Source organism: Streptomyces sp. 5K101, assembly GCF_046506645.1.
GTDB lineage: Bacteria > Actinomycetota > Actinomycetes > Streptomycetales > Streptomycetaceae > Streptomyces.
On the sequence record NZ_JBKFFO010000003.1, the window covers coordinates 316,856 to 330,754 of the forward strand.

Below are 13,899 nucleotides of genomic sequence, written 5' to 3' on the forward strand. Positions count from 1 at the left end.
GTCTCCAGAGGAAGGCGGATGTCTTGTTGAGAATGATTATCATGTAGAACTCTGGGTGGCCGAGTCCGGCCGAACCGATCCGAGAGAGAAGAGTGCGATGTCGCACCGAGCGCTGAGGAAAGTCCGCCGCTGGGCCGCCGCCGCCGTCATGGGCGTCCTGCTGTCCGGCTGCGGAGCCGCCACCGGCGGCAGCGAGGACAAGCCGGCCGAGGCGGGACCGAGGACCGAGGTGAAGGTCGAGCCCATCACCGCCGCCAGGAAGATCACCGACGCCAAGGGCGTCACCGTCGCCACCGAGAAGCCCCCCGCACGCGTGGTCTGCCTCGTCGCCCTGTGCGACGACATGCTGACCGAGCTCGGGATGAAGCCCGTCGCCACCAACTCAGGTCTGCTCGCGCACCCGAAGTTCCTCGGCAAGGACGCGGCCGCCCGGATTCCCGTCGTACCCGGCGGCTTCCTCAGTCCCGAGGCCGAGGCGATCCTGTCCCACAAGCCGGACCTCGTCATCGGTCTCGAGGACACCCACGGCAAGCTGGCGCCCGCGCTGAAGGGCGCCACCGTCTTCTGGCCCGTCCAGCCGGCCACCTGGCAGGACAGCGTCGGATACCTGCGCGACCTCGCCGCGCTCACCGGGCGCACCGCGCAGGGCGAGAAGGCGGAGCGGGCCTTCCGGCAGAAGCTGGCCGACGCCGAGGGCGACAGGAGCGCCGACACGTCGCTCATCATCTTCGGCAGCGACGAGAACTTCGGCGTGGCCACCCCCGGCAACGACGTCGCCGCCGGGCTCTTCCCGAAGATCTCCCACTATCCGTGGAAGAGCCGCGGTGTCGAGGGCTCCTACAGCATGGAGGAGATCCTCGCGCGCGACGTCGACGTCCTGTTCGTCGAGACCCTGTCCTTCGGCGGGCCGGCCGAGGAGAAGCTGTCCGACAAGCTCGCCGCCAACCCCCTGTGGTCGCAGATTCCCGCGGTGAAGAACGGCAGGGTCCACGAGGTCGACTCCGAGGTGTGGGCCAAGGGACGCGGCACCCGCTCGCTCGGCATCGTCCTCGACGAGGCGAGGGCCGAACTGAAGTGACCCGCCACGTCGTCGCCGCGACGGGGCTGCTGGCGGCTGCGGCCCTCGCCGCGCTGTGCCTGGGCACCCCGTACGTGCCGCCGCACCAGCTGCCCGCGGCCTTCAGCGGCGACACCCTGGCGGGCGTCGTCGTCACCGAACTGCGCCTGCCGAGGCTCGTCCTGGCGCTCGTCGCCGGGGCCTGCCTCGGCGCGGCCGGGCTCGTGCTCCAAGAAGCGCTGCGCAATCCGCTCGCCGTCCCCGAGCTGCTCGGCGTCTCGTCGGGTGCCGCACTCGGCGTCGCGACGCCGCTCGTCCTCGCCCTGTCCGTGCCGCTCGCCCTCCAGCCCCTGCTGGCACTCGCCGGAGCGGCGGCCGGGGGCGTACTGACCCTGCTGGCGGCCGGGTTCGGGCGCAGCCCCTCCGCGGTCCTGCTCACCGGGGCGGCCGTGGCGGCGGCGCTGCAGGCGGCGCTGCTCGTGCTGATGGTGCTGGCCGACCAGCTCGACCTGCAGCTGATCTACCGCTATCTGCTCGGCAGTCTGTCGGCCCGCACCTGGCACGACGTGGACGGGGTCTGGCCCTGGCTCGCCGTCGCGGTGCCCGCCCTGGTGCTGTGCGCACCGGTGCTGTCGGTCCTGCGGCTCGGCGACGACGACGCGCAGGCGCTGGGCGTACGGGTACGGCGGGCCCGGCTCGCCGCGCTCGCCATCGCCGTACTGCTCATCGCTCCGGTCGTCGCCGTCTGCGGGCCCGTCGCCTGGGCCGGGTTCCTCGCGCCGCACCTGGCCCGCCGGCTGCGGCCGGGCGCGGACGCGGTCGGCTGGCTGCCGTGGTCGGCGGTGTGGGGCGCGGTGATCGTGGCCTGCGCCGACCTGCCCGCGCGGCTCGCCCTCGCCCCGATCGAGACACCGGTCGGGGCCTGGACGGCCCTTCTGGGCGTTCCCGCGGGGGCCGTTCTGCTGAAGGTGCGCACCGGCACCCGGACACGGCGGCCGTCCGCGGCCGAGGAGGTGGCGGACGCATGAGCCCCATCGGCACACCGGTCGCGGCCGAACGGCCGGCCCGCGGTGAACGGCCGCCGCAAGCACGGACGTCCTGCGGATGGCCGCTCGCCCTGCTGGCGCTGGCCGTCGTCGCGGTCGGCTGCGCCGACCTCGTGGCCGGGCGCTCGCTCGGGCCGGCGGAGGTGTGGCAGGCGCTCGGCGGCGGGGGAGAGGCCACCACACGGCATGTCGTCCTTCAACTGCGTCTGCCCCGCGCCCTGGTGGCGCTCGGCGCGGGCGCGAGCCTGGGCCTCGCGGGCATCGTGCTCCAGTCGGCGCTGCGCAACCCGCTCGCCGGGCCCGAGGTCACCGGCGTCACCCCCGGGGCCGTGCTCGGCGCGGTGACGGCCACCGGACTCGGACTGGCCGGCTGGCGCTCGCCGGAGGCCGTCGTGGTCGCGGCAACTCTCGGCGGGTTCGCCGGCGCGGGCCTGCTGTGGCTGCTCGCCGGGCGGCAGCAGGCCGATCCGGCGCAGACTGCCGTGCACGGAGTGCTGGTCTCCGCCGTCCTGTCCGGGCTGACGGCCATGGTGCTGCTGGTCGCCCCCGGCGAACTGGGCAGTGTCGTGCAGTGGCTCGTCGGCTCCACCGAGGGCCGGGTGTGGGACCACTGGCATCTGCTGTGGCCCTGGGCGGCCGGGTGGGGACTCGCGGCGGGCGCGCTGGCCGTACCGCTGACGATGCTGCGCTGCGGCGACGAACAGGCCGCGGCCGCGGGCCTCGCGACCGGGCGGGCCCGCGTGACCGCCCTGGTGTGCGCCGTCGCCCTGACCGCGGGCGCCGTCTCGGCCGTCGGCGCCCTCGGGTTCGTCGGCCTGCTCGTACCGCACCTGGCCTTCGCGCTCTTCGGGGCGGACCTGCGCCGGGCGCTGCCCGGAGCGGCCCTGCTCGGCGCGACGGTGGTGTGCGGGGCGGACGCCGGCTCCCAATGGCTCTCCAGGGCCCTGGCCGACGCCCTCGAAATGGACCGGCTGAGCGTGCCGACGGGCGCGCTGACGACGTGTGTGGGCGCGGCCCTTCTGCTGCTGGTGGCCCGCCGCGGCACGGCGGGCGGATGACCGCCACGGCCGCCTGGACGCGTGACCTGCCGGCGCGCGCCGACCGCACCCGGGGCCGCGTCCCCGATCCGCGCATCCAACCTCCTGGGCCTGCGGCCCCGGCGAGCCTCGCGGCACCCGACGGGGCTGCGTCCCCGGACCGCGCGCAGCCGCCGGGGCCGCGGCTCCGGACCGCGTGCAGCCGCCCGGGCCCGCGGCTCCGCGAGCCTCTCGCCCACACGACTCTTGGAGGACCACATGACCACGACGGCCGACGACCGGTCCCTGCCCCGCGACGCGCTGTCCGGGAGCGGGACCCTACGGGTCGAGGGCCTGCGCTTCGGATACCCGGGACGCGACGTCCTCGGTGGTGTCGATCTCGACGTCGGCGCCGGTGAGTCCGTCGCCCTCGTCGGCCTCAACGGCTGCGGCAAGAGCACCCTGCTCAGACTCTGCGCCGGGCTGCTGCGGCCCTCGGCGGGCCGGGTCCTGCTCGAAGGGGACGACCTCGCCCGGCTCAGCCGGCGCGCCGCCGCCCGCCGCGTCGCGCTGCTGCACCAATCGGCACCGCCTGTACCGGGAATGTCCGTCCGTCAGCTGGTGCGTCAGGGACGGTACGCGGCGCGCGGCCCGCTCGGCATGCTCCGCGACGGCGACGACGCGGTCTGCGCGCGGGCGCTGGCCGACGTGGGGGTGGCCGCGTGGGCCGACCGTCCGGTCGACGCGCTGTCCGGCGGTGAGCGGCAGCGTGTACGGCTGGCGATGGCTCTGGCGCAGGATACGCGGCTGCTGCTGCTCGACGAGCCGACCACCTACCTCGACCTGCGGCACCAGTTGGAGGTGATGCGGACGGTCACGCGGCTGCGCGAGGAACGCGGGCTGACCGTCGTGATGGTGCTGCACGACCTCGGCCACGCGGCCCGGTTCGCGGACCGGATCGTCGCGCTGCGTTCGGGAGTCGTGGCGGCCGACGGGCCTCCCGCGGACGTCGTCACGCCCGCGCTGCTCGCCGATGTGCTGGGTGTGGCCGGGCGGGTGGGGCGCGACCCGGTCGGCGGATGGCCGGTGTGTTATCCGGATCACCCTCTTCCCGAGCCGGAAGGCTTGCGCAATGAAAATCATATTCATTAAGGTCTCTCGTGTGCCGCCGGGAGACCGGTGACACGGACCCAACCGTCGAATTGAACGGAGTTCAGATCATGGAGCAGCACAAGGTGTTCAGCCCGATCGCCGAGCAGGGCCAGCTCGCCCACCTGTCCGCCACCCACTCCAACGCGCTCGTCGAGAACCCCTTCGACGACGCCGCCGAGGCCGACGGCGACAAGTAAGTCCCGTATCGGGCCCGCCCGGAGCGCAATTCCGGGCGGGCCCGATCCGTCCACCGAAACACTCAGGAGACCACGTGTCCACCGCACGGCTCGCACCCGGCGTCGCACTCGTCACCGTCCCCGGACAGGGCCTCGCGGTGCGCACCCCCGACGGGGAGTTCCTCCGCGTCGACACGGGCACCGCGGACCCGGCCGCGCTGGTGGCCCACCTGACCGGAACCACGGGCGACAGCCCGGCGCTCGACGGCCTCACCGACGCCTTCGAGCAGGCCGGTTACCTCGCCCGGCCCGGCGGTTCCTCCCCCCGCCTGGCCGGGCGCACGGTCCTCGTCCTCGGCGACGAGCCCCTGACCGGCGCGCTCACCGCTCTCGTACGCGCCGAAGGCGGCGAGACGCGTGCGGTGGGGGCCGCCGAACTGCCGGCTGTCGAAGGGCCCGGCACCGCTGTCGTCTGGTGCCTCGACTCGCCCGTGCCGCCCGCCTTCTGGGACGAGGCCGACCGGCTGCCCGCCCGCGGCGTCGCCTGGCTGCGCTGCCACCGCGAAGGCTCGACCGCCTGGCTCGAACCGCTCGCCGCCGGCCCCGGCGACGTGACCTCCGCGCACATCCGGCTGCGGCGGCTCGCCGCGACACCCGCCCACCGCGAACTCGCCGCGTACTGGGCCGGTTCGTCCACCACCGACAACGGGCCCGCCCACAGTGCGGCGTCCACCGCGCTGACCGCCGCCCTGCTCACCGCAGACCTCGTCGCCTGGGCCGCGGGCGCCGACGGCAGCCGGCGCCTGCTGCGCCGCGTCGACCTCCGGGACCTCGCCGTCACGGCGCATCCGGTCCTGCCGGTGCCCGACGTCGCCCCCATCGCCCGATGAGAACGACCCAGATCGCCGTTCCCGGCGCCCGGCTCGTCACCGACATCCAACTCCCCGACGGTGAGGGTCCGTTCCCCGCCGTCGTCCTGCGCACCCCTTACGACCGCCGACGCCACCGCGCCGAGGCACGCGGCTGGGCGGCGCGCGGCTTCGCCGCCGTCGTCCAGGACGTCCGCGGCCGGTACGCCTCCGGGGGTCGGTGGCACCCGTACCGCGACGAGGCCGCCGACGGCGCCGCCACACTGCGCCGGGTCCGGGACGAGGCGTGGTCCGACGGCCGGATCGTCGCGGCCGGCGCCTCCTACGCGGCTCACTGCGCACTCGCCGCGGCACACGGGGACGACCCGGCCGGCCGCCCGGACGCCGTGATCGCCGCGGTCCCGGCCCTCGGCCTCGCCGAGACGGCGCGTGAAGCCGACGGCGTCGAGCGCCTGTCGGCCCGCGCCGGCTGGTGGGCCGCGCACGGCGACCGTCCCGACTCCGACGAACAGGCCCTCGCCAAGGCCCTCGCGTCCGACCCCCGCCTGCTGGAACACCTCCCGCTCGCCACGCTCCCGTCCCGCCTCGGCCGGGACCTGCCGTCATGGCAAGCGCTGTGGGAGGCGGTCCCGGACACGCCGGATCCCGCCGCGTCCGGGCCCCGGGTGCCGCTGCTCGTGGTCGGCGGGACCCGCGACCCGTTCCTCGACGACGCCGTACGGCTGTGGCGGCACTGGAGCGGAACCGCGCGGCTCCTCCTCGGGCCGTGGGGACACGGGCTCACCGCCGAGCCGGGCCCCGAGGCGCGGCCCGGACACCGCATGGCGCTCGGCGAGCTCTACGTCCGCTGGGCGCGCGCCGCGCTCGGCGGCGGCCTGAGACCGGGCCGCCACGGCGCGATCGCCCTCGGCGGCAGCGAGCACTGGTACGCCGCCGGCACCCCCGCCCGCCCCACCACGCGGGACTTCGGCTCCCCGGCCGGACTGCGGCTCCTGCACGGCGAGCACTTCACCGCCGACCCCCACCACCCCGTGCGCAGCGACGACGTGGACATCGACACCGGCCGGCCGGCCGACCGCGCGGTCCTCGTCACCCCGCCCCTGCCGCGCCCGCTCGACCTCCTCGGCACCGCCGCGGTCCGGCTGTGCGCCACCGCCGACACCCCCTGCGCCGACTGGGCCGTACGCGTCGTCGCACTCGACCCCGACGGCCGCGCGGACCCCCTCGCCGTCGGCGTCGTCCGGCGCGCCGACCCGCCGGGAGCCGACGCCCGCTTCCACGTCCCGCTCGGCCGACTGGCCCGCCGACTGCCCGCCGGGACCCGGCTGCGCGTCGAGATCGCCGGGCACCACTTCCCCGCGCACGCCCGCAACCCGCACACCGGCGAGGACCCCGTGCACGCCACCCGGCTGACCGCCTCCCGGCGCACCGTACGGACGGGGGGCAGCGCGCTGCTGCTCCCCGTCGCAGACGGCCGCCACCCCGTAGACCCCGTACAGGAGACATGCACGTGACCAGCAGCCCGCTCTCCCTCGACGCGCTCGTCGACCCCGTCTGCGGGCTGATACGCGCGGTCGAGGCCGTGCCGCACCCCACCGGCGCACCGCCCCGCTACACCGCCATGACCGCCGACGTCTCCGATGCCCGCCGCTTCGGGGCATGGCCGGCGGACCGGGTCTCGCTCGGCACCACGTTCGGCGACCCGGACGGCGCGCGGACCGCCGCCGTCGCCGAGGCCGTCGAGCGCTACTGCGGAAACCGGCTGCCCCCGCCCGGCCACCGCGACGCCCCCCGCCGTGCCACGGCCGCCGAACTCCTCGCCGAGGGGCAAACCCTCTACGGCCCCGGTGACCTCCCGGCCTACGCCGGCTGGCAGTACGACCGCCCCCGCTTCGCCTACCGCCCCCTCACCGAGGACACACCCGCCCTGTGGACCCGAGCCCGGGAGAACGGCGAGGAGGTGTGGGCGCCCGTCGCCCTGACCCATCTCAACTGGCGGCAGGGCGACTTCAAGCAGCTGCCCCGTACACACCATCTCAACTACGCGGGCATCGCGACCGGTCAGGGCTTCGACGACGCCGTCGAACGCGGCCTCCTCGAAGTCGTCGAACGCGATGCGCTCGAACTGTGGTGGCATCTCGACGGCCCCACCCGGGGCATCGACCCCGCCTCCGTGCCCGGGCTCACCCACGATCTCGCGGGCTGCGACCTCGAGGTGTCGATCGTGGAGATGCCGTCCGAGTTCGCGCCCTGCATGGCCGCCCTCGTGCACGACGCGGCACGCGGCATCCACGCCGCCGGGTTCGCCTGCCGCTACGACCCCGCCGAAGCCGCCCGCAAGGCCGTCCTGGAGGCCGTGCACACCTGGGTGTTCACCCAGGGGGCCACCGAAGCCGACGGATGGGTCTTCCGCGCCATCGACGCCGGGATGCTCGCCCGCGGGCTCTACCTCGACCACCGGGCCGACCGCCGCTACCTCGACGACTGCGGAAGCGACTTCGCGGCCGTACGGGACCTCGGCGCGCACGTGCAGGTGTGGCTCGACCCGCGGATGGCACCGCTCGCCGCCCGGTTCACCGAGCCCGCGCTCGGCACCGTCCCCGTCTCCGCCGTGCCGCACGGCAGCAGGGCCGACCTCCACGCGCGGCTCGCGGCCGGCGGACACCGTGTGATCACGGCCGACCTCACCACGGAGGACGTGGCCGAGACGCCGCTGCGCGTCGCCCGTGTGCTCGTCTCCGGCCTGGTGCCGAACGCGCCCGCCGCGTTCGCGTACCTCGGCTGCCCGCGCTTCGGGCAGGCCGCCCTGGCACGCGGCTGGCGCAGCGAACCCCCCTACCGGGCCGCCGACTTCACCCTCGCGCCGCCCCCGCACATGTGAGCCGCGACGCATGACAGATGACGTACACGTGAGCCCCGACGCATGACCGATCCCGTACGCCCGGCGCTCGCCCGGGCCCGTTCGGCCGAGGAGCCCGGCCCGGACACGCCGGCCGGCCCGGCGCGCCCCGCGCTGCCCGGCGAACCGCTGCCCGTACCGCCCGAGCTGGACCGCCTCCTGCGGCCGGCCCTCGCGGGGGACCGGCTGCGCCCCACGCCCTCGGCCGGGGCCCTGCACCCCGTCGACACCTACCTGGTGATCGGATCGGGCTGCTCGGTGCGGCCGGGCCGGTACGTCTACGATCCCGCCGGGCACCGCATCCGCCGCCGCAGCCCGCTCGGCCGCGGACGGGTCCCCGCCGGGGCCGTCGCCGTACTGGCGGTCGCCGCACGCCGGACCGTTTCCCACTACGGCCACCGCGCCTGGCCCCTGGTGGTCCTCGACACCGGACACGCCGCGGCGGCGCTTGCGCTCGCGGGAGCGCCCGCCGTATGCCTCGACGCGGACGGCGCGCTGCTGTCGGCGGCGCTCGGCAGGCCCCTCGAACCGGCCCTCGCCGCCGTGCAGTTGCTGCCCGGCGATCCCGACGCGCTGCTGGTGCGGTCGGCGGCGGCCGGCACGGTGACGCTGCCGTACGACGCGGTGCCGGTGCACGGCGACCTCGCCGAGGCGCGACGGGTGCTCGCGGCCCTCGCCGCGGCGGGCGCTGTCCGGGGGACCTGGCGTCCCGCACCGGACCCGGTCCCCTCCGAGGTCCTTCTGGCGCGGCGCAGCGCGGCCCCCGGCTTCGGCGGCGTACCCGGCCGCGCCGACCTCGCGCGGGTCCTGGCCGCGGCCCGCGCGGCGGCCCCGGACGGCCCGGCCTGGAGCCTCGCGCTCGCGGGTCCGCGACCGGGCATCCTGGCGGCGCCGGCCGACGGGCGGGGCGGCCGCGACACGGGCGACGCCCTGCCCCGGGTCGCGTCCGGGGACGTGCTGCCGACGCTCGCCCACTGGGGCGCCCGCCAGCCGTGGATCGCCCTGGCCGGGGCCGTACTCCTCGCGCACGGCTGTCCGTCCGACGCGCCCGTGTGCCAGGTGCGGCGCGACCACCTCCTCGCCGGGTACGGCATGGGCCACGCCCAGGCCGCCGCCACCGCCCTCGGCCTCGCGTCGCGGCCCGTCGGGTCCTGGCAGGGCGCCGACCTCGGCGCCGCGCTCGGCGAACCCCCGGGCCGCGACTGGGTGCTCCACGGCCTGGCCCTCGGCCGCGACGCCGCGGCCGCCGAACCGGATCCCATGACCGTGACCGGCCTCGCCCGCGGCCGCGACGCCGCGGTCCCCGAACCGGACCCCACGACCGCGACCACGCAAGGAGACGACTCGTCATGATGGTCCACCCCGAGCTGGTGCGCGCGGCCCGCATCGCGCGGCGGCCCCTGCTCACCGCCACCGCGCTGCTCGGCGCGGTCGCCGTCACCCACCTCGCCCAGGCCGTCCTGCTCGCCTTCGCGCTGGCCAGCATCGCCCGCGGCGAGACCGGCCCGTTGCCGCTGCTGCTGGGCGCGGTGCTCGCCGTCGTCGCCGTACGGGCCCTGCTCGTACGCGCCCAGCGGCGCACCGCCGTCGGCGCGGGCGCGAGAGTCAGGACCGGGCTGCGCGACGAACTCCTCGTACGGCTTGGGGCAGTTGGCCCGTCCCGGCACGCCGACGCACGCGCCGGAGCCGTACGCGCCACGCTTGTCGACGGCGTCGAGGGCGTGGACGCGTACGTCTCCCGCTACCTGCCGCAACTGCTCGTCACCTGCGCCGTGCCGCCGGTGCTGCTCATCGTCGTCGCCTTCGCCGAACCGTGGGCCGCGCTCGCCCTCGGACCCGCCCTCGTGATCGCGCTGCTCGCACCTCGCTGGTGGGACAAGCTGCTGGAACGCCGGGGGCAGCAGCACTGGGGCGCCTACGAGGCCCTCGCCGCCGACTACCTGGAGGCGCTGCAGGGCATGCCCGCCCTGCGGGCCGCCGGGGCGGTCGGGCGCACCCGGGCCCGGCTCCAGGCGCGTTCCTCGCAACTGCACCGGGCCACGGTCGCCAAACTGCGCGTCTCCCTCGTCGACACCGGGATCACGGACCTCGCCGTCCAGGGCGGCACGGTCGCCGCCGCGCTCGTGGCCTGCGCGTCCGCCGCGTCGGGGGCGCAGACCCCCACCGGCACCTACCTGGTGCTCATGCTCGCCTCCGAGGGCTTCCGGCCCGTACGGGACCTGTCGCGCGAATGGCACTCGGGGTACCTCGGCGTCTCGGCCGCCGACGGGATCGCCGAACTGCGCACCGCCGACGGCGGCGTCGTGGACGAGGGACGGCTCGCCGCCGCCTGGCCGCAGGCCCCCGCCATCCGGTTCGAGGACGTGCGGTACGCCCATCCCGGCGCCGCGCGCCCCGCCCTCGACGGAGTGACCTTCACCGCGCGGGCCGGCCGGACGACCGCCGTCGTCGGGCCGTCCGGCGCGGGCAAGTCCACGCTCCTCGGCCTGCTGCTGCGGCAGGACGACCCCGACGCCGGACGGGTGCTCGCCGACGGCACAGACATCCGCGCGTACACCCTCGACTCCCTGCGGCGCGGCATCGCGGTCGTCTCCCAGGAGACGTACCTCTTCCACGCCACCGTCGCCGAGAACCTGCGCCTGGGCGCTCCGGGGGCGAGCGACGCCGCGCTCCACCGGGCGGCGCGGGCCGCCGGCATCCACGACGAGATCCTGAACCTGCCCGACGGCTACGACACCCCGGTCGGCGAACGCGGCGCCACCCTCTCCGGCGGACAGCGCCAACGGCTCGCCCTGGCACGGGCGTTGCTCGCCGACGCACCCGTCCTGGTGCTCGACGAGGCGACCAGCGCCGTCGACGAACGCCGCGAGGCCCAGATCGTGCGCGAACTCCTGCACGCCGCCCGGGGCCGCACGTGTCTCGTCGTCGCCCACCGGCTCGACTCCGTACGCCACGCCGACAGCATCGTCGTCCTCGACGCGGGACGTGTGGAAGCCGTCGGCACCCATGCCGAACTGCTCGCCGCGGACGGCGTCTACGCGCGCCTGGTCACGGCCGCCCGTACGGCGGACCCGGCGGAAGGGCAGGCGGCGTGACCAGCGAACGCGGCGCTCTGCGCGCCCTGTTGCCCGTTCTCGGCGCACACCGTGCCATGACCGTCCGCACCTTCGGCGCGGCGCTCGCCGACCAGGCCGCGCTCGTCGCCCTGGTCACCCTCGCCGCGCACACCGTCGGCACGGCCGTCGTCTCGTCCACCGCCCCCGGCCCAGGCACGATCGCCGCGCTCGTCGGGCTCGTGCTCGTCCGCGCGCTCGCGACCTGGCGCGAGATGGACCTCTCGCACGACCTCGCCTATCGGGTCCTCGCCGAACTGCGGGTCCGTGTCTTCGACGGCCTCGCCCGCAGCGCACCCGCGCGCATCGGGGGCCGCCGCAGCGGCGACCTGGCGTCGGCGGCGCTCGGCGATGTGGAGGCGCTGGAGTTCTTCTACGCCCACGCCGTGGCCCAACTCGTCGCGTCCGGCGTGGTGTTCGGGGGAGGCGCCGTCGTCCTCGCCGCCCTCGACCCCTGGCTGCTGCTCGCCGTCCTGCCCGTCGCCGGCCTGCTCGTCCTCGCTCCCGTTCTCGAGTCCCGGGGACGCGCCGTGCGCGGGGCCCGCACCCGGGAGGCGGCCGCCGACCTGTCGGCCGAGGCCGTCGAGACCGTCGACGGGCTGCGGGAACTGCTCGCGTTCGGCGCGCTGGAGGCCCGCCGCGAGCGGCTGCGCGCCCACGGGCGCCGGCTCGGCGAGGCCCAGCGGGCCGAGCAGGCGTGGGAGGCGGACGCCTCGGCCCTGCGCGACCTGCTCGTCGTCGCGGCCGTCGTCGGCGTCGTCCTCGCCGCGGCGCACACCGTCGCGGGCGCGTGGGCGCCCGCCGCGATGGCACTCGCCCTCGGCGTCCTCGCCCCGGTCGCCGACTCCGCGGCCGCCCTCGGGCAGGCGGGCGGCCTGCGGGCGGCGGCGGCCCGGGTCGGCGCGGCGGTACGGGCACCGGCAGGCGCACCGGCCCCCGCCATGCCGCGCGCCCTGCCCGACGGGCCGCTCGGCATACGGCTGCGGGGTGTGCGCTTCGACTACGGCGGCGCGCCCGTGCTCGACGGCGTCGACCTCGCCGTCCGGCCCGGCGAGACGCTGGCGCTCGTCGGGGCGTCGGGTGCCGGGAAGTCGACGTGCGCGCATCTGGTGGCCCGCTTCTGGGACCCGGCCGCCGGGGCGGTGGAACTCGTCCCGCGGACCGGCGACCCAGTCGACGTGCGGGAGGTCGCGGAGCCCGAACTGAGGGGCGCGGTCGCGGTGGTGGGCCAGGACGCGCCCCTGTTCCACGGCACGCTGGCGGAGAACCTGCGCCTCGCCGCGCCGGAGGCCGACGCGGCGACGCTCGCCCGGGCCACGCGGATCGCGGGCGTCGACCGGATCGCCGAGGGCCTGCCCGACGGGTACGACAGCGCGGTCGGGGAACGGGGCACGACACTGTCGGGCGGCCAGCGCGCCCGCATCGCGCTGGCCCGGGCGCTCATGACCGAGCCGCGCGTCCTGGTCCTCGACGAGACGACGGCGAACCTGGACGCGGAGGGTGACGCGGCGGTGTCCGCGGCCCTCGCGGCGGGCCCGCGCACGCGGACGACGCTGCTGATAGCCCACCGCCCGTCGACGATCCGCCGCGCGGACCGGATCGCGGTGCTGGCGGCGGGACGGGTGGTCCAGGTCGGCACGTGGCCGGAACTGACCGAGGAGGGCGGCGCGTTCAGCCACGTCCTCACCCGCTGAGCGTCGAGCTTCGCGCCGCGCCCGGCGCGTTGGGCGCCCCCTGCAGGGGCACGGATTCCGGGGCTTCCCCGTCCCCAACCGCCGCGCTGCGGCCTGTGGTGGGTGGTGAAGCCACTGCGAGGCCTCGCCCGCACTGACGCCGCGAGCTTCGTGCCGCGCCCGGCGCGTGGGGCACGCCGCCTGCGGGGGCAGGGTTTCCGGGGGCTGCGCCCCCGACCCCACCCCGCCGCGCTGTTTGGCCGGTGGGGTCGGTGAAGCCACTGTGGGCCCCGGCCCAGGCTTCGCGCCTGACCAGCCGGGGCTGCGCCCGGCCGCCTTGAGAGGCAGGCTCAGCGTCGGTTCCCGCCCGCCGGGCGGCCGAGACCCGTGGGCTTCGCCCCGCGCGCCACGCCGTGGGCGGCGCCCGCCACCGCCCTGAGAGGGCGGCGCCGGCTGTGTACCGGCCCATTGGCTGCCGGACTGATGCGGCGGACACTGAGGGCTACGTCCGCGCCTGCCGCGCGGAGTGCCTCGGAACCGGGGCCGTCGCGCGGAGGTTGGGCTACCGGGCCCGGTGTCGCGGGATCTGGGACTCCGCCCAATCCCGCGACGCGGCCAGGCGGCCTGGCCTGCCTACCCCCGTGCCGGCGTGGGCAGCCGGCGGCGGTGCCACCGCACGCGGCGACGCGGTGGCTTCCCCCGCGCCGGGCAGGGCCCCGGGAACACCGGGACGGGCCCATGGGGCAGCCGGGGCTGAGCCCCGGGCCCCCACGGACACGCGGCCCCTGCCGGCCGGAGCCGCGCCCCGACCCCGCAGGGGCCGCACGCCCGGGCCGGGCCGGGCCCGTGGGGCGGCCGGGGCCGCGGCCCGTGCCCCGCACGGAAGCGGGCCGGGTTT

Annotated in this window: 11 protein-coding genes; all 11 read left to right on the forward strand. The window is 76.8% G+C overall.

Annotated elements, in window-relative coordinates; all coding sequences use genetic code 11:
* The first annotated feature begins 97 nt into the window (after positions 1-97).
* The 11 genes from ACLB9X_RS07115 (at position 98) to ACLB9X_RS07165 (ending at position 13,022) form a co-directional block, all read left to right on the forward strand.
* Complete coding sequence (locus ACLB9X_RS07115) at positions 98-1,078, forward strand: ABC transporter substrate-binding protein (RefSeq protein WP_410359385.1); 981 nt, start codon at positions 98-100, stop codon at positions 1,076-1,078.
* Entirely contained in the window at positions 1,075-2,085 is a 1,011-nt protein-coding gene (locus ACLB9X_RS07120; RefSeq protein WP_410359386.1) for a FecCD family ABC transporter permease, read from the forward strand. Before ACLB9X_RS07115 ends, ACLB9X_RS07120 begins: the two co-directional genes overlap by 4 nt.
* Entirely contained in the window at positions 2,082-3,161 is a 1,080-nt protein-coding gene (locus ACLB9X_RS07125; protein WP_410359387.1) for a FecCD family ABC transporter permease, read from the forward strand. Before ACLB9X_RS07120 ends, ACLB9X_RS07125 begins: the two co-directional genes overlap by 4 nt.
* A 237-nt stretch (positions 3,162-3,398) precedes the next feature.
* Positions 3,399-4,271: an ABC transporter ATP-binding protein gene (locus ACLB9X_RS07130; RefSeq protein ID WP_410359388.1), complete on the forward strand. Its 873-nt coding sequence runs from the start codon at positions 3,399-3,401 to the stop codon at positions 4,269-4,271.
* A gap of 68 nt (positions 4,272-4,339) precedes the next feature.
* Complete coding sequence (amiA, locus tag ACLB9X_RS07135) at positions 4,340-4,468, forward strand: streptamidine family RiPP (protein WP_410359389.1); 129 nt, start codon at positions 4,340-4,342, stop codon at positions 4,466-4,468.
* A gap of 74 nt (positions 4,469-4,542) precedes the next feature.
* Complete coding sequence (locus ACLB9X_RS07140; RefSeq protein ID WP_410359390.1) at positions 4,543-5,337, forward strand: hypothetical protein; 795 nt, start codon at positions 4,543-4,545, stop codon at positions 5,335-5,337.
* A complete protein-coding gene (locus tag ACLB9X_RS07145) occupies positions 5,334-6,830 on the forward strand; it encodes a CocE/NonD family hydrolase (protein ID WP_410359391.1) in 1,497 nt (498 codons plus the stop codon). The genes ACLB9X_RS07140 and ACLB9X_RS07145 overlap by 4 nt, the downstream gene beginning before the upstream one ends.
* The gene (locus ACLB9X_RS07150) at positions 6,821-8,197 is read left to right on the forward strand and encodes a YcaO-like family protein (protein ID WP_410359392.1); all 1,377 of its coding nucleotides are present in this window, start codon (positions 6,821-6,823) and stop codon (positions 8,195-8,197) included. Before ACLB9X_RS07145 ends, ACLB9X_RS07150 begins: the two co-directional genes overlap by 10 nt.
* A 42-nt stretch (positions 8,198-8,239) precedes the next feature.
* Positions 8,240-9,568, forward strand: coding sequence for a nitroreductase (locus tag ACLB9X_RS07155; RefSeq protein ID WP_410359393.1), 1,329 nt, complete (start codon positions 8,240-8,242; stop codon positions 9,566-9,568).
* A complete protein-coding gene (locus ACLB9X_RS07160) occupies positions 9,565-11,310 on the forward strand; it encodes an ABC transporter ATP-binding protein/permease (RefSeq protein WP_410359394.1) in 1,746 nt (581 codons plus the stop codon). Before ACLB9X_RS07155 ends, ACLB9X_RS07160 begins: the two co-directional genes overlap by 4 nt.
* Before the next feature lie 56 nt (positions 11,311-11,366).
* On the forward strand, positions 11,367-13,022 hold the full coding sequence (locus ACLB9X_RS07165; RefSeq protein WP_410359592.1) for an ABC transporter ATP-binding protein: 1,656 nt from the start codon (positions 11,367-11,369) through the stop codon (positions 13,020-13,022).
* Positions 13,023-13,899 lie beyond the last annotated feature (877 nt).